This window comes from Aeromicrobium fastidiosum (assembly GCF_017876595.1).
Classification (GTDB): domain Bacteria; phylum Actinomycetota; class Actinomycetes; order Propionibacteriales; family Nocardioidaceae; genus Aeromicrobium; species Aeromicrobium fastidiosum.
Window position 1 is genome coordinate 2,064,818 of sequence record NZ_JAGIOG010000001.1, and the last position, 15,889, is coordinate 2,080,706.

Consider the following 15,889-nt stretch of genomic DNA (forward strand, 5'->3'; position numbering starts at 1 on the left):
GTGTGACATGGATCATGACATCTTGTCAGAACAAGATGACCGTGTGTCATAATCTTTGGCACACCCGCCGCCCGTCCCAGGAGCACGCCATGACCATCACCGCCGAGAGCCCCGCGCCCTCGCTGTCAGCCCTGCTCCGCACTGGATCGCAGGCGGAGCACACCGCCGCCGAGGGATCGAGTTTCATGTCCGAGCTGCTCGCCGGGCGCATCAACGAGGCCGGCTACGCGCACTTCCTCGGTCTGCTGCGCCGGGTGTACGAAGCCCTCGAGGGCACCGCCGCCGAGCTGGCGTCCGACCCCGTCGCCTCGGCCGTCATCGACCCGGCCATCGAGCGGCTCGCCGCGATCGACGCGGATCTCGACCACTGGGGACGCGTCGACGTCGACAGCCCGGCCACCGACGCCTACGTCGCGCGCATCCGGGAGTCCGCGTCGTGGGGCGGCCTGTTCGTGGCGCACCACTACACGCGCTACCTCGGCGACCTCTCGGGCGGACAGGCGATCGGCCGCATCATCAGCCGCGAGTTCGGGCTCGACGGCGTCGGCACGGCGTTCTACGCCTTCGACGAGGTGCCCAAGCCCAAGCTCTACAAGGACGCCTACCGGGCGCGCCTCGACGCCCTGCCCCTCGACGACGCCGACCGCCAGCGCGTCCTCGACGAGGTCAAGGCCGTCTTCAGCCTGAATGGCGGCATCTTCGCCGAGATGACGACCCACCTCGACAGGTACTCCCGCCCCTGACGCCTCAGCGGATTGGCTTCGGGCAGCGTGAGTGCGCGACAATGTGGGCGTGGCTCATGTGACGATCGTCGGCGGCGGACCTGGTGGCTACGAGGCGGCGCTGGTCGCCTCCCGACTGGGGGCGCAGGTCACCCTGATCGAGCGTGACGGCATCGGCGGCTCGACGGTCCTGACCGACTGCGTGCCCAGCAAGACGCTGATCGCGACCTCCGACCTGCTCACCGACGTCAGCACGGCCGGCGAGCTGGGCGTCAAGGTGCCGGCCTCGATCCGCGCCGATCTCGCCGCCGTCGACTCCCGTGTGCTGGCCCTCGCGCAGGCGCAGTCCGACGACATCGCCCACCGCCTCGCCGCCAGCGACGTCGTCATGGTCGCCGGCACCGCGACGATCGAGACCGCGGGCTCGGTGCGGGTCGAGACCGCCGACGGCGAGCAGGTCATCGAGACCGATGCGATCCTCGTGGCCACCGGCGCTCATCCTCGCGTCAGCCCCACGGCCCAGCCCGACGGCGAGCGCATCCTCACCTGGGAGCAGGTGTACTCGCTGCAGGAGCTGCCCGAGCACATGATCGTTGTCGGCTCGGGTGTCACGGGTGCGGAGTTCGCGAGCGCCTACAACGGGCTCGGTGCGTCGGTGACGCTCGTGTCGAGCCGCGACCGGGTGCTGCCCGGCGAGGACGTCGACGCCGCCAACGTCATCGAGGACGTCTTCACGCGGCGCGGCATGACGGTCATGGGCAACTCGCGCATGGCCTCGGTCGAGCGCACAGACGCCGGCGTGCTGGTGACGCTGACGGACGGGCGCACGGTCGAGGGCTCCCACTGCCTGCTGGCGCTCGGCTCGATCCCCAACACCGCCGGCCTGGGCCTCGAGGAGGTCGGGGTCGTGCTCGACGACGGCGGCTTCATCAAGGTCGACCGCGTCTCGCGCACCAGCGTGCGGGGCATCTACTCGGCCGGTGACTGCACCGGCGTGCTGATGCTGGCGTCGGTCGCCGCGCAGCAGGGACGCATCGCGATGTCGCACCTGCTGGGCGACGCGGTGCACCCGCTCGACCTCGGCAAGGTCTCGAGCAACGTGTTCACCTCGCCCGAGATCGCGACGGTCGGCATGTCGCAGAAGCAGGTCGAGGAGAGCGATCTGCAGATCGACGTCGCGATGCTGCCGCTGGCGTCCAACGCCCGCGCCAAGATGCAGGGCGTCCACGACGGCTTCGTCAAGATCTTCTGCCGCCGGGGCATGGGCGTCGTGGTGGGCGGCGTCGTCGTCGGTCCGCGAGCCAGCGAGCTCATCCACGCCCTGTCGCTGGCGGTCTCGGCCTCGCTGACGGTCGACCAGGTCGCGGACGCCTTCACGGTCTACCCGTCGATGTCCGGCTCGGTCGCCGAGGCGGCCCGCCGTCTGCACCACATCGGCTGACAGCTTGTCCCCGGCCTGACGGCCCGCTCCCTGCAACCGCAGGAATGACACGCGTGTAGTTCGCGGGATTGTCATTTTTCGGTCGCATTTCGGGAAAAGTTATGGGCATAATCAGTCGGCGACCACTCTGGTCACACCAGTCACATCAGTCACAGGAATGGACTTCCCCCATGCTTTCCTGGCGCACGGCTCGACGCATGTCCGGCACTGGCCTCACGATCGCCCTCGTGGTGGGTGCTGGCGTGCTCGCACCCGTCCCCGCGCAGGCCGCGGGCACGCAGGTCACGGGCGCTGCGCCCGGAGCCGTCGCGGCACCCGCGCCGGTCGAGGCGCCTCCGGTCGACGTCACGACGACCGCCGTCCCCTCTGTCCCCGTCGCGCCTGAGCGCCCGTCGAGCAGCGACCTCGTCGCCGAGCTGCCCAAGACCGCGACGTCCGACTTCAGGATGGTCGGCGTCACGTGGACCAGCGGCCCGTCGACGGGCGTCAAGGTCGAGGTGCGCACCCGCACGGCCGGCGCGTGGTCGGCATGGACGACGCTCGACGTCGAGGTGCAGGCCGGCGAGGGTGGAGAGCCCGGCACCGAGCCGCTGTGGGTCGGCGACGCCGACGGCGTGGCGGCGCGTGTCACCAGCGACGGCGACCCGCTCGAGGGCGTCCGCATCGCCACGATCGACCCGGGCCAGGACGACGCCGTCGCCGAGCCGGGCGCGACGGGTGCCGCCTTCAGGACCGCCGCCGCAGACGGCGCACCCGGCTACACGCCGCAGCCCGCGATCATCTCGCGCGCGGCCTGGGGTGCGTCCGCCGGGACGCCGTGCGACTCGCCCGCGGCCGGTGACCAGACCCGCGGCGTCGTCGTCCACCACACGGCCGGCACCAACTCGTACACGCAGGCCCAGTCGGCACAGATCGTGCGTGCCACCCAGGCGTTCCACATGAAGTCACGCAAGTGGTGCGACCTCGGCTACAACTTCCTGGTCGACAAGTACGGGCAGATCTTCGAGGGCCGCCGCGGTGGCATCGACCGTGCCGTCCGCGCCGCGCACTCGGGCAACGCCGCGGTCAACATGTACGCCATGGGCGTCTCGATGATGGGCAACTACGACGAGGTCAAGCCGAGCGCGGCGCTCAAGGACGCCATGGTGCGGCTGATCGGCTGGCGGCTCGGCACCAACTACCTCCCGGCCAAGGGCACGTACTCCCTGGGCGGCAAGACGCTCAACATGATCGCGGGCCACCGCGACGTCCTCAGCACTGCCTGCCCGGGTCGCTACGGCTACGCGTGGCTGTCGGAGGCCGGCGGCCTGCGCGACCGCGTCGAGGCGTACATCGCGGCCTACTCCAGCCCGGTCAAGTCGCTCTACCGCGCCCTCGGCGCAGCCGCGACCGGCCCGATCTTCATCGGCGAGGCGCAGGGTGCCGATGGCAGCCGCCTGCGGGCCAAGCTCGTCGACATCTACTCCAAGGGCACCGCAGGACCCGCGTTCACGGTCGGCGGCACCATCCGCGCCGAGTACGACCGGGTCGGCTCGCGCGCCGGGGTGCTCGGCTACCCGAAGGCGAACGCCGCGGCGGCGGCCGGCGGCACGCGCCAGGAGTTCGACGGCGGCTACATCACGACGACCGCTGCCGGCAGGGCCACGGCCTACACGAGCGCCGGTGCCGTCATCCCCGGAGGATCCGCGGCTCCGTCCGCTCCGGCTCCCGCGGTCAAGCCCGCAACCGTCAGCAAGGTCAGCGTCAAGGCCGGGGCGCGGTCCGCCCGCCTGACCTGGCCCGCGGTCGCCGGGGCGACGAGCTACGACGTCTGCCTCTACGCCAACAAGAACGTCAAGAAGGTGTGCAACCGGTCGGCGTACGGCGTGTCCGGGACGACGGCCCTGGTCGCCAAGCTGAAGCCCACGAACGGCACCGACTGGTACGCCAAGGTGCGCGCCGTCAACGGCTCGCTGAAGGGTGGCTACTCGTCGCTCAAGGGGTTCAACCTCTCGTCGGTCGCCGCCAAGGCTGCTTCCGCGGCATCGGCTCCGGCGGCCGCCGCAGAGCCCGCCGCCGTGTCATCGGCCGCGACGGTGCCCCCGTCCGCCGAGGCACCCGGTGTCGACACCGTGACGGTGCCCGCGTCCGGCGCGATCGCGATCTCCGGTCACGGCTACGGCCACGGCATCGGGATGAGCCAGTACGGTGCCCAGGGTGCCGCGCTGGCCGGTGTCACGTACGACCGCATCCTCGCCTCGTACTACCCGGGTACGTCGTTGGGCACCCAGGGCGGGTCGATCCGCGTGCTCATCTCGCAGGACACCAGCGACGCGGTCGACGTGCGTGCCGCGTCCGGACTCGTGTTCCGCAAGGTCTCGGGATCGTTCAAGAAGTCCCTGCCCACGACGGTCGGCGGCCGCAAGGTCACGACCTGGCGCATCGTGCGCGTCTCGTCGAAGAAGACGCAGTCGACCCTGCAGTACCGCACCAGCGGGCGCAGCTACCGCACGTACAAGGGCATCCGGTGGACCGGTGACGGGCAGTTCCAGGGCCCGAGCCGCATCGGGCTCGTGCTGCCGGGCGGCTCGACCGTCTCCTACCGCGGTGCCATCAGGTCGGCGGTCCCGTCGAAGGGCTCGACCGCCCGCGACACCGTCAACGTCCTGCCGCTCGAGCACTACGTGCGGGGTGTCATCGCGGCCGAGATGCCCGCCAAGTGGGCACCCGAGGCGCTGAAGGCACAGGCCGTCGCGGCCCGTACCTACGGCGTCCGCAGCATCAACGCCGCGCGCTACTACGACATCTGCAGCACCACGGCGTGCCAGGTGTACGGAGGTGCGTCGCGGGAGACCGCGACGACCGATGCCGCTGCTCGCGCCACGAGCGGCCAGTACGTGTCCTACAACGGTGTGCCGGCGTTGACGCAGTTCTCGTCATCCTCGGGCGGGCGCACCTCGGTCGGCTCGCAGCCCTATCTCGTGGCGGGGGACGACCCGTACGACGGATGGGCCGGCAATGCCAACCATGCCTGGACCACGACGGTCCCGGCAGCACGCATCCAGAAGGCGTACCCCACCATCGGAACGCTGCGGTCGCTCGCGATCACGCGTCGCGCCGGCGGCGGGTCGTGGGGTGGCCGTGTCAGCAGCATCACGCTGGTGGGGACGAGCGCGAACGTCTCCATCTCGGGCAACGACGCCCGGTGGGCCTTCGGGCTCAAGTCCAACTGGTTCAGCTTCGGAAGTTAGGGTCTTGTTCATGCGTTTCATCTCGGGGGCGATCGTCGGAGCCGTGCTGGCCACGTCGATGACATTCGTCTCGTCCAGTGCCCATGCCGACGACGTCGTGGCGCCTCCTGCCGACGCCGTCGCCGCGCCCACCGACCCGGTCGACGTGTCGACGACGACCGTCCCGGCGGTGTCGCAGGGCCTGTCGGCTGCCACGGCCGACGGCGGCGACCTCGTGGCCGAGCTGCCGGCCCGCAAGACCGACGACTTCGGCCTCGTCGGCGTCACGTGGGACCGCGGCTTCGACGCGACGGGCCTGCTCGTCGAGGTGCGGCTGCGCACCGCGGGAGCCTGGGGCGAGTGGCAGGAGCTGCACGTCGAGGGCGATGACGGTTCCGAGGGCGGCCAGGACGGCACCGAGCCCCTCTGGGTCGGCTCCGCCGATGGCATCTCGGTGCGGGTGACCAGCCCGACCGGTCAGCGTCCCGCAGGCCTCAAGGTCGCCACGATCGATCCCGGCACGACGCCGGCAGCCGGGCAGGCATCCGCCCCGGCCGCCGCGCCCGCGTCGTCGGTCAGCCCCGCGGTCTACCGCACGTCGTCGGCCTCGGCCGTCACGGTCGCGAGCGGCGCGACCGCCCCGATGCCCCCGATCATCCTGCGCTCGGCGTGGGGCGCGGCCCCCAACACCTCGTGCAGCAGTCCCAACGTCAGCCCCGGCGGCATCAAGGGCGCGGTCATCCACCACACCGCCGGCACCAACACGTACACCGCCGCCCAGTCGGCGCAGATCGTGCGCGCCACGCAGGCGTATCACATGAAGTCGCGCAAGTGGTGCGACATCGGCTACAACTTCTTGGTCGACAAGTACGGCCAGATCTTCGAGGGCCGCAACGGTGGTATCGACCGCGCCGTGCGCGCCGCGCACTCGGGCAACGCCGCGGTCAACGAGAACACGATGGGCGTCTCGATGATGGGCACGTTCTCGACCATGGCTCCGACGCAGGCCACCAAGGACGCCGTCACCAAGCTCGTCGCGTGGCGCTTCAGCCTCGTGGGCCTGCCCGCCTCGGGCACCTACTCGCTGGGTGGCAAGACGCTCAACCGCATCGCGGGCCACCGCGACGTCGTCGGCACCGAGTGCCCCGGCGCGGCCGCTTACGCCTGGCTCAGCGCGCCCGGCGGACTGCGCGACAGCGTCGCGGGCTACACCGCGAGCGTCGCCACGCCGATCGCGCAGCGGGTCGCCAAGCTCGGCGCAGGCGCGACGGGTGCCCTCGTGCAGGCCGAGTACCCGTTCTACACGGCCCCCGGCGGCACCAAGGCCCGCTACAAGAAGATCGACATCATCTCGTCGCCGCTCGGCACCTTCTCGCTCGGCGACGTCGTCCGCTCGCGGTACAACTCGCTGAAGGGGCAGTCGGGTGCGCTCGGCGTCCCGACGGGGATCATCGTCACGACCGCCCGGTCGCAGGTGCGCATGCAGCGCTTCCACCACGGGACGATCTACCGGGTCAAGCGCAAGAACAAGAAGGTCGCGGCCTACGCGCTCTACGGCAAGGTCGAGAACAAGTACCGATCCCTGCGCGAGGCCAGCGGCAAGCTCGGCGTGCCGACCAAGACGCAGACCAAGATCTCGGGCGGACGCGAGCGGGCCTACTTCTCGAAGGGAACCCTGACGCTCCAGTCGAACGGACGCGTCACGGTGTCGGTGAAGTGACGATCGGTCCCGACCTGGCCAAGTCGGTCGCGATCTCGGCGGCTGCCAATGCGTTCTCGCTGGCCTTCGCGGCGTGGGTGTTCGACCGGTTCAACATCCGGTTCGGCTGGTTCGTCGTCGCGGTCGTGCTGTTCACGGTGCTGACGGTGGCCCTGCGGGGCATCGTCGTCGGCACCGTGAACCGCTTCGCCCGTGGCTACACGATCGCCGGAGGGCTCGTGCTGACGTTGCTGGTGCTGGTCCTCACGGAGGTGGTGGTGCCCGAGGACGGCTTCTCGATCGACGGCTGGGGCACCTGGGTCGGCGTGACGCTGATCGTCTGGGCCGCAGGCGTCGCCTTCGGCGAGGTCGACAAGGCCCCGCCGCCGAAGCGCCTGACCACTCGCTGACGGCGCCGGTCTCGCCGTGTTGACCGGCCGTTCACGAACGGCCGGTCAACACACCGCTACTCGGCCGGTGCCGCGTCTTTGATCTCCGCGACGACCTGACCGGACGTCACTCCGCCACCGACCTCGACGGCCAGACCCGTCACGATGCCGGCCTTGTGGGCGTTGATCGGCTGCTCCATCTTCATGGCCTCGACGACGACGATCTGGTCGCCCGCGGCGACCTCCTGGCCCTCGGTGACCGTGACCTTGACGACGGTGCCCTGCATGGGCGCGACGAGCGAGTCGCCCGAGGCGGCCGCTCCCGCTGCCTTGCCGGCCTTGCGCTTGGCCTTCTTGGCACCGCCGGCCGCGGCAGCGGATGCTCCGAGGCCGCCGGGCAGGACGACCTCGACACGCTTGCCGCCGACCTCGACCGTGACGCGCTCGCGCGACTCGGGCTCGTCGGCGTCCGCGGAGGCACCCGAGTAGGGCTCGAGCTGGTTGTCGTAGTCGGTCTCGATCCAGGTCGTGTAGACGTCGAACGAGCCGTCTTCGGCGGTGAAGGCCGGGTCGTCGACGACCGAGCGGTGGAACGGGATGACCGTGGGCATGCCGTCGACGACGAACTCGTCGAGCGCGCGGCGCGAACGGGCCAGCACCTGCTCGCGGCTGGTGCCGGTGATGACGAGCTTGGCGATGAGGGAGTCGAACGATCCGGGGATCGTCTCGCCCTCCTCGTAGCCGCCGTCGAGGCGGACGCCGGGTCCGGACGGGGGCGACCACTTGGTCAGGGTGCCGGGCGCGGGCAGGAAGCCGCGGCCGCCGTCTTCGGCGTTGATGCGGAACTCCATCGAGTGACCGCGGATCTCGGGGTCGCCGTAGCCGAGCTCCTCGCCCGCTGCGATGCGGAACATCTCGCGCACCAGGTCGATGCCCGTGACCTCCTCGGAGACGCAGTGCTCGACCTGCAGGCGGGTGTTGACCTCGAGGAAGCTGATCGTGCCGTCGGCCGCGACGAGGAACTCGCACGTGCCGGCACCGACGTAGCTGGCCTCCTTGAGGATGGCCTTGGAGGAGGTGTAGAGGCGCTCGATCTGGTCGTCGGTCAGGAACGGCGCGGGGGCCTCCTCGACGAGCTTCTGGTGGCGGCGCTGCAGCGAGCAGTCGCGGGTCGAGATGACCACGACGTTGCCGTGGCTGTCGGCGAGGCACTGGGTCTCGACGTGGCGCGGCTTGTCGAGGAACTTCTCGACCAGGCACTCGCCGCGGCCGAAGGCGCTGACGGCCTCGCGGACGGCCGACTCGTAGAGCTCGGGGATCTCCTCGAGGGTGCGGGCGACCTTGAGTCCACGGCCGCCTCCGCCGAAGACGGCCTTGATCGCGACGGGCAGGCCGTTCTCCCGGGCGAACGCGACGACTTCGTCGGCGTCCTTGACGGCGTCCTTGGTGCCCGGAGCGAGGGGCGCGTTGGCCTTGAGCGCGATCTGCTTGGCCTTGGCCTTGTCGCCGAGGCTCTCGATGGCAGCTGGCGGGGGACCGATCCAGATCAGCCCGGCGTCGATGACGGCCTGGGCGAACTCGGCGTTCTCGGCCAGGAAGCCGTAGCCGGGGTGCACGCTGTCGGCGCCGGAGCGCTTCGCGACGGCGATGATCTTCTCGATCGACAGGTAGGAGTCGGCTGGCGTCGAACCGTCCAACGAGTACGCCTCGTCGGCGAGGCGTACGAACACCGCGTCGCGGTCGGGCTCGGCGTAGACCGCGACGCTGCCGATGCCGGAGTCCTTGCAGGCTCGGATGACGCGGACGGCGATCTCACCGCGGTTGGCGATCAGGACCTTGGCCAGGGGCTTGCTCACTGAGTCTTCTCCTTGTGCGACGGATGCCTGCCGCAGTCTAGGGCGTCGGATAGTTGGACGTCATATGAGGTACGTCTCGCCGGAGGGCGCGTTTGTCGGTCCAGGTTAATGGTTGTTAACATGGCGGCCATGACCTTCGCCCTGTCCCGTGAGCACGAGTCCTTCCGCCGCACCGTCCGCGAGTTCGCCGCGGCCGAGGTGGCACCGCACGTCGCGGAGTGGGACAAGGCGCACCACTTCCCGGTCGACCTCGTGCAGAAGATGGGCGACCTGGGGCTGTTCGGGCTGACCGCCCCGGAGGAGTTCGGCGGGGCCGACGGCGACTTCACCTCGCTGTGCGTCGCGATCGAGGAGCTCGGTCGGGTCGACCAGTCGATCGGCATCACGCTGCAGGCCGGCGTCGGGCTCGGCATCACGCCGATCCTCGAGTACGGCACGCCCGAGCAGAAGGAGCGGTGGCTGCCCGACCTCGTGGCGGGTCGCAGGCTCGCCGGCTTCGGCCTGACCGAGCCCGGTGCCGGATCGGACGCCTCGGCGACCAAGACCCGGGCCGTCCTCGACGGCGACTCGTGGGTCGTCGACGGCTCGAAGCAGTTCATCACGAACTCCGGCAGCGACATCACCTCGCTCGTCACCGTGACGGCGCGCACCGGCACGCGCGTCGACGGTAGGCCCGAGATCTCGGCGATCATGCTGCCGGCGGACACGCCGGGCTTCGTGGCCGAGGCCCCGTACGACAAGCTCGGCTGGCACATCTCCGACACGCATCCGCTGTCGTTCACGGCGGCACGGGTCCCCGCCGATCACCTGCTCGGCGAGCGCGGACGTGGCTACGCGCAGTTCCTCGCGACGCTCGACGACGGCCGTGTCGCCATCTCGGCCCTGGCGGTCGGCTGCATGCAGGCGTGCCTCGACCTGTGCGTGCAGTACGCGGGGGAGCGCACGACGTTCGGCGTGCCGATCGGCACCAAGCAGGGCGTGGCCTTCCAGATCGCCGACATCGCGACGATGGTGCGGGCCGGTCGGGCGCTGACCTACCAGGCCGCGGCGCTGAAGGACGGCGGCGCGTCGGCGCAGGAGTTCAAGCAGGCCGCGTCGATCGCCAAGCTCTACACCTCGGAGTCGGCCGTCACCGCGACGCGCATCGCGACCCAGGTGTTCGGCGGCTACGGCTTCATGGAGGAGTACCCGGTCGCCCGCTTCTACCGCGACGCCAAGATCCTCGAGATCGGCGAGGGCACCTCCGAGGTGCAGCGCATGCTGATCGCCCGCGGCCTGGGCCTCCCAGTCGAGTAAGCGGGGCCGGTGCGCTGGCGTCCACCTCCTCGCGGCAGCGGTGCGCTGGCGTCCACCGAGTCCGTCGCGGTGGACGCTGGCGCACCGCCCGGCCGTCGTGGCGGTGCCTGCGGCTCCTCGGCATCAATGGCTGCGAGGTCGCTACTGCGGACGGACGCCGAACGGGACGGAGCGGGCCGCGCATGCCTCGACCAGGGCGCTCTCGAGGCACCTGAGCTCCGAAGGTAGCGACGCAAGGACGGTGGGGAACATGCCGCGCACGTCCCAGACGTCGGTCGACGAGGCCAGGACGTAGGGGAAGTCGGCGTCGTCGGACAGGACGTCGAACGTGGTGCGAAGCAGACCGCTGCCGCGGACCAGCTCGATCGACGCGATGGCGTCCCACGGCATCTCGGTCAACGTTCTCGAGCGTGACCGCACGGCGAGGTGAGTGTCGGAGACGGCGATGACGCGGCGCGCCGTGAATCGCGTCCACGTGATGGTGCGCCCGATGATGATGCAGACCGCGATCACGGCCGCGACCGTCACGGCGGTCGAGAGTGGAAAGAAGATCGTTCCCAGCCATCCGGTGATCGTCGCCGAGACGACGAAGCCGGGCAGGCTGAGTGCGACCGTCAGCGCGGCGCGCTCAGGTGCCCAGATCGTCCGGTAACCGACATCCGGTGGCTGCGCACCTGGTACGTCGCTGCTCATCGCCTCAGCCTAGGTCGTGGCGGTGCCTGAGTCGCCCGTCCCAGGCGTCGATGGGCGACCCCGCCACCGGGCACGCGGGTGATGGGAGACCCGGTCACCGGTCGCGCGGGTGATGGGCGACCAGGTCACCGCCCCGCGTGGAGCACGTCACACGGGTGTTCACTACGCCATCACGTCATAGGTGACCGTCAGCCAACTCTGATGAGGTGAGCGGCAAGGGATCGCTCGTCCACGAGTGGTCGGAGGCTGTTGTGTCGTGTCGTCTGTGCGGGTCCTCCCGCCTCCGGAGCGTCCTCGACCTCGGTGCCACCCCGCCGTGCGAGCTGTTCCTCACCGAGGAGGGCCGCGACCTCCCCGAGCCGACCTACCCGCTCCACCTGCGCCTGTGCGAGGAGTGCCTGCTGCTGCAGATCCCGGCGCTGATCCTGCCCGAGGAGACGTTCGTCGACTACGCCTACTACTCCTCGTTCTCCGACTCGTGGGTCGAGCACGCCAAGACGTTCGTGCACGATGCGATCGAGCGCCTGGGCCTGACGTCCGAGAGCTCGGTCATCGAGGTCGCCAGCAACGACGGCTACCTGCTGCAGCACGTCGTCGCGGCGGGCATCCCGTGCCTCGGCATCGAGCCCTCGGTCAACGTCGGCGAGGCCGCCCGCGAGCGGGGCGTTCCCACGCTGACGACGTTCCTCGACGAGCAGGTCGCCGATGACGTCGTGGCCGAGCGCGGCTCCGCATCGCTCGTCGTGGCCAACAACGTCTACGCGCACATCCCCGACCTGCTCGGGTTCAGCCGGGCGCTGCGCACGCTGACCGCCGATGACGGCTGGGTCAGCATCGAGGTGCACCACGCGCTCAACCTCGTGGCCCTGGGCCAGTTCGACACCGTTTACCACGAGCACTTCCAGTACTACACGGTCCTGTCGATCAGCCGTGCCCTTGCGACGGCCGGCCTGACGGTCGTCGACGTCGACCTCGTGCCGACCCATGGCGGTTCCATCCGCGTGTGGGCGCAGCCGGTGGAGGTCGCCGGCGAGCCGAGCCAGGCCGTCGCCGACGCGCTCGCCGCGGAGGAGCGGGCCGGCCTGCACGCCGTCGAGGGCTACCTCGAGCTCGAGCCCCGCTCGCAGTCGGTGCGCCAGGAGCTCCTGCGCTTCCTGCTCGACGCCAAGGCCGACGGCAAGCGGGTCGTCGGCTACGGCGCCCCGGGCAAGGGCAACACGCTGCTCAACTACTGCGGCATCCGCTCCGACCTGCTGGAGTACACGGTCGACCGCAACCCCTACAAGCACGGCCGGTTCACCCCCGGCACGCGCATCCCGATCCACGCGCCCGAGCGCATCGCGGCCGACCGGCCCGACGTCGTCCTGGTGCTGCCGTGGAACCTCGAGACCGAGATCGCCGCACAGCTGTCGTACGTCCGCGAGTGGGGCGGCGAGATCGTCGTTCCCCTGCCGACCGTCCACACCGTCCCGGCCCCCGCGGCCGCCACTCCCACGGAGGTCCTGTCATGAAGGTCGTGCTCTTCTGCGGCGGCTACGGCATGCGCATGCGCAACGGCGACGCCGACGTCATCCCCAAGCCGTTGCAGATGGTCGGTCCGCGGCCGCTCATCTGGCACGTCATGCGCTACTACGCGCACTTCGGCCACACCGAGTTCGTGCTGTGCCTCGGCTACGGGGCCAAGCAGATCAAGGAGTTCTTCACGACGTACTCCGAGACCGAGTCGAACGACTTCGTGCTGCGCGACGGCAAGGTCGAGCTGCTGTCGACCGACATCAGCGACTGGTCGATCACGTTCGTCGACACGGGGCTCGAGACGCCGATCGGCGAGCGTCTGCGCCGCGTGCGACCGCACCTCCAGGGCGACGAGTTCTTCCTGGCCAACTACGCCGACGTGCTGTGCGACGCACCGCTGGACGCCATGATCAAGGAGTTCCACGACTTCGGCGCTGCGGCCTCGATGATCGTCGTCCCGCCGCAGTCGTCGTTCCACATCGTCGACGTGGCGGACGGCGGCGGCGTCACGGGCATCAGCCCCGTCAGCGACCTGCCGCTCGGCGAGAACGGCGGCTATTTCGTCCTGTCGCAGGAGGTGTTCGACCACCTGCCCGAGAACGGCGATCTCGTGGCCGATGCGTGCACGGCGCTCGCGGCGCAGGGCAAGCTCTACGGCTACCGCTACGACGGCTTCTGGAAGCCCGCCGACACGTTCAAGGAGCGCGCCGAGCTCGACGCGGCCTACTCCGACGGCAGCCGCCCGTGGGCCGTGTGGGAGGACCGCGGTGTGACCGCATGATCCATCTCGCGCTCGAGGACGTCCGCGAGGTCGCCCTGCTGGCGGCGCACTGCGACGACCTCGCGATCGGCATGGGCGGCACGCTCCTGACGCTCAAGCGGTCGTACCCCGACGTCCGGGTGCGGGCACTCGTGCTCGGCGGTGCCGGAACTCCCCGCGAGGCCGAGGAGCGCGAGGCGCTGGCCGCCCTGGCCGGCGAGGTCGACCTGACGATCCTCGACCTGCCCGACGGCCGTGCGCCCGCGCACTGGGACCGCATCAAGGACGCGATGGGCGAGTTCGCCCGCGGCGGCGACGCCGACCTCGTGTTCGCCCCGCAGCGGCACGACGCGCACCAGGACCACCGGCTCGTCGCCGAGCTGGCGCCGACGGAGTTTCGCGACCACCTGATCCTCGGCTACGAGATCCTCAAGTGGGAGACCGACACCCCGCAGCCCGTGCTGATGCACCCGCTGACGCCCGACGTCGCGGCCGAGAAGCTGCGCGTCCTGATGTCGTCGTACCCCTCGCAGCAGTCGAAGGACTGGTACGACGAGTCCGCCTTCGCCGCACTCATGCGCCTGCGCGGCGTGCAGTGCCACCAGCAGCACGCCGAGGCCTTCGTCGTCGAGAAGGCAGTCCTGACCCTCGCCCCCCTCGCCCCCGAACACCATCGCACCCCAGCACAGGAGACCCGCTGACATGAAGGTCCTTCTCACCGGACACCAGGGATATCTCGGCACCGTCATGGCACCGCTGCTGGCCGAGGCCGGCCACGACGTCACGGGCCTCGACACGGGCCTGTTCGCCGACAGCATCCTCGGCCCGGCCCCCCACGACCCGGAGACCCTCGCGGTCGACCTGCGGGACGTCACCGCCCGGCACCTCGCGGGGTTCGACGCGGTCATCCACCTCGCGGCACTGTCGAACGACCCGCTCGGCGCACTGGCGCCCGAGATCACCTACGACATCAACCACGCCGCGTCGGTGCGCCTCGCGCGTGCCGCGAAAGAGGCGGGCGTGTCCCGCTTCCTGTACGCGTCGACGTGCTCGGTCTACGGCTCCGCCGGCGAGGACCTCGTGACGGAGGACGCGCCGCTGCGCCCGCTGACCCCCTACGCCGAGAGCAAGGTGCGGGTCGAGGCCGACGTCAGCGCGATGGCAGACGACTCGTTCAGCCCGTCGTACCTGCGCAACGCCACGGCCTTCGGCTTCTCGCCCCGGCTGCGGGCCGACATCGTGCTCAACAACCTCGTGGGGCACGCCGTGCTGACCGGCGAGGTCAAGGTGCTGTCGGACGGCACGCCGTGGCGTCCGCTGGTGCACGCGCGTGACATCGCGACGGCGTTCATCCGGACGCTCGAGGCACCGACGGCCGACATCCACGACCGCGCCTTCAACGTCGGCACCGAGGCCAACAACGTCACGGTCGCCGAGATCGCCCAGGCCGTCGCCGACACCGTCCCGGGCTCACGACTGTCGATCACCGGCGAGACCGGTGCAGACCCCCGGTCGTACCGCGTCGACTTCTCGCTGATCCGCAAGCTGCTGCCGGGTTACGACGCGACGTGGTCGATCGCCGACGGCGCCGTCGAGCTGCACGACGCCTACACGCGTCACGGACTCACGCAGACCGCCTTCGACCAGAGCTTCACCCGCCTGGCGGTGCTCAAGCGCCGTCAGGTCGAGGGCACCCTCGACGCCTCCATGAGGCCGCAGGTCCCATGACGACGGGCAGCGCGAGGTCAGACCAGCGTGGCCCGCAGGGTCGCCCACGAGCCGGCCGATCGGTCGCGGTCCGACACGACCGTCACGGGCTCCGGCCACGCGATTGCGAGGTCGGGGTCGTCGTACGCGACCCCGATGTCCTCGCCGGGCTCGTGCGGGCGGTCGATGCGGTAGCAGACGTCGGCCTGCTCGCTCGTCACCTGGAACCCGTGCAGGAAGCCGGGCGGGACGTACAGGTGCGCGTGGCGTTCGTCGTCGAGCTCAAACGACGCCTGCTGGCCGAATGTCGCGGAAGTGGGGCGGATGTCGACCAGCACGTCGAGCACCGATCCCCGCGCGCAGCGCACCAGCTTGGCCTCGCCGCGGCCGCCACGGCCGTGCATGCCCCTCACGACGCCGCGACGCGACCGCGACTGCGAGTCCTGGGTGAAGTCTCCCGACCTGACGTCGATGCCCAGGTCGGCGGCCGCGCGGTCGAAGATCGCGGTGTCGAACGTGCGGGTGAACCAGCCGCGGTCGTCGCGGAACGCCTCGGGCACCAGCAGCAGGACATCGGCCAGGGACGTGCTCTCGACGCGCAT

General features: G+C 70.4%; 13 protein-coding genes. 10 read left to right on the forward strand and 3 right to left on the reverse strand.

The window, feature by feature from the left end; translation table 11 throughout:
* Positions 1-89: 89 nt before the first annotated feature.
* The 5 genes from JOF40_RS10230 to JOF40_RS10250 all read left to right on the forward strand — a co-directional run bounded on the left by JOF40_RS10230 (position 90) and on the right by JOF40_RS10250 (position 7,481).
* Positions 90-743 carry a biliverdin-producing heme oxygenase gene (locus JOF40_RS10230; protein WP_129185340.1) on the forward strand — a complete coding sequence of 218 codons (654 nt, stop codon included), beginning with the start codon at positions 90-92 and terminating at the stop codon, positions 741-743.
* 49 nt (positions 744-792) lie between these two features.
* Entirely contained in the window at positions 793-2,163 is a 1,371-nt protein-coding gene (locus tag JOF40_RS10235; RefSeq protein WP_129185339.1) for an NAD(P)H-quinone dehydrogenase, read from the forward strand.
* A 197-nt stretch (positions 2,164-2,360) separates the two neighbouring features.
* Positions 2,361-5,393, forward strand: a complete 3,033-nt coding sequence (locus JOF40_RS10240) for a SpoIID/LytB domain-containing protein (protein ID WP_188111928.1) — start codon at positions 2,361-2,363, stop codon at positions 5,391-5,393.
* Positions 5,394-5,403: 10 nt separating this feature from the next.
* Complete coding sequence (locus tag JOF40_RS10245) at positions 5,404-7,092, forward strand: peptidoglycan recognition protein family protein (RefSeq protein WP_129185337.1); 1,689 nt, start codon at positions 5,404-5,406, stop codon at positions 7,090-7,092.
* Positions 7,089-7,481, forward strand: coding sequence for a phage holin family protein (locus tag JOF40_RS10250; protein WP_129185336.1), 393 nt, complete (start codon positions 7,089-7,091; stop codon positions 7,479-7,481). Before JOF40_RS10245 ends, JOF40_RS10250 begins: the two co-directional genes overlap by 4 nt.
* A gap of 56 nt (positions 7,482-7,537) precedes the next feature.
* Here the strand turns inward: JOF40_RS10250 and JOF40_RS10255 are convergent, their stop codons facing one another.
* Complete coding sequence (locus JOF40_RS10255; protein WP_223148492.1) at positions 7,538-9,316, reverse strand: acetyl/propionyl/methylcrotonyl-CoA carboxylase subunit alpha; 1,779 nt, start codon at positions 9,314-9,316, stop codon at positions 7,538-7,540.
* Positions 9,317-9,445: 129 nt separating this feature from the next.
* Between JOF40_RS10255 and JOF40_RS10260 the strand changes: the two genes are divergently transcribed.
* Entirely contained in the window at positions 9,446-10,612 is a 1,167-nt protein-coding gene (locus tag JOF40_RS10260) for an acyl-CoA dehydrogenase family protein (protein ID WP_129185335.1), read from the forward strand.
* Positions 10,613-10,753: 141 nt separating this feature from the next.
* Here the strand turns inward: JOF40_RS10260 and JOF40_RS10265 are convergent, their stop codons facing one another.
* A complete protein-coding gene (locus tag JOF40_RS10265) occupies positions 10,754-11,305 on the reverse strand; it encodes a hypothetical protein (RefSeq protein ID WP_129185334.1) in 552 nt (183 codons plus the stop codon).
* Between the two features lie 206 nt (positions 11,306-11,511).
* Here JOF40_RS10265 and JOF40_RS10270 point away from each other — a divergent pair, with 206 nt between their 5' ends.
* The 4 genes from JOF40_RS10270 to JOF40_RS10285 are packed head-to-tail and all read left to right on the forward strand — an operon-like array spanning position 11,512 to position 15,308.
* Positions 11,512-12,816, forward strand: coding sequence for a class I SAM-dependent methyltransferase (locus JOF40_RS10270; RefSeq protein ID WP_209674506.1), 1,305 nt, complete (start codon positions 11,512-11,514; stop codon positions 12,814-12,816).
* Positions 12,813-13,601 (forward strand): glycosyltransferase family protein, encoded by a 789-nt coding sequence (locus JOF40_RS10275; RefSeq protein WP_129185333.1) that lies wholly within the window; start codon positions 12,813-12,815, stop codon positions 13,599-13,601. The genes JOF40_RS10270 and JOF40_RS10275 overlap by 4 nt, the downstream gene beginning before the upstream one ends.
* Entirely contained in the window at positions 13,598-14,281 is a 684-nt protein-coding gene (locus JOF40_RS10280) for a PIG-L deacetylase family protein (RefSeq protein WP_129185332.1), read from the forward strand. The genes JOF40_RS10275 and JOF40_RS10280 overlap by 4 nt, the downstream gene beginning before the upstream one ends.
* 1 nt (position 14,282) lies before the next feature.
* Positions 14,283-15,308: an NAD-dependent epimerase/dehydratase family protein gene (locus tag JOF40_RS10285; protein ID WP_129185331.1), complete on the forward strand. Its 1,026-nt coding sequence runs from the start codon at positions 14,283-14,285 to the stop codon at positions 15,306-15,308.
* A 17-nt stretch (positions 15,309-15,325) separates the two neighbouring features.
* Here the strand turns inward: JOF40_RS10285 and JOF40_RS10290 are convergent, their stop codons facing one another.
* Positions 15,326-15,889 carry a dTDP-4-dehydrorhamnose 3,5-epimerase family protein gene (locus JOF40_RS10290; RefSeq protein WP_129185330.1) on the reverse strand — a complete coding sequence of 188 codons (564 nt, stop codon included), beginning with the start codon at positions 15,887-15,889 and terminating at the stop codon, positions 15,326-15,328.

Coding starts and splice junctions, on each gene's coding strand:
- JOF40_RS10230 (WP_129185340.1), top strand. CDS start 90: ATGACCATCACCGCCGAGAGCCCCGCGCCCTCGCTGTCAGCCCTGCTC.
- JOF40_RS10240 (WP_188111928.1), top strand. CDS start 2,361: ATGTCCGGCACTGGCCTCACGATCGCCCTCGTGGTGGGTGCTGGCGTG.
- JOF40_RS10245 (WP_129185337.1), top strand. CDS start 5,404: ATGCGTTTCATCTCGGGGGCGATCGTCGGAGCCGTGCTGGCCACGTCG.
- JOF40_RS10260 (WP_129185335.1), top strand. CDS start 9,446: ATGACCTTCGCCCTGTCCCGTGAGCACGAGTCCTTCCGCCGCACCGTC.
- JOF40_RS10265 (WP_129185334.1), bottom strand. CDS start 11,305: ATGAGCAGCGACGTACCAGGTGCGCAGCCACCGGATGTCGGTTACCGG.
- JOF40_RS10275 (WP_129185333.1), top strand. CDS start 12,813: ATGAAGGTCGTGCTCTTCTGCGGCGGCTACGGCATGCGCATGCGCAAC.
- JOF40_RS10280 (WP_129185332.1), top strand. CDS start 13,598: ATGATCCATCTCGCGCTCGAGGACGTCCGCGAGGTCGCCCTGCTGGCG.
- JOF40_RS10285 (WP_129185331.1), top strand. CDS start 14,283: ATGAAGGTCCTTCTCACCGGACACCAGGGATATCTCGGCACCGTCATG.
- JOF40_RS10290 (WP_129185330.1), bottom strand. CDS start 15,889: ATGCGCGTCGAGAGCACGTCCCTGGCCGATGTCCTGCTGCTGGTGCCC.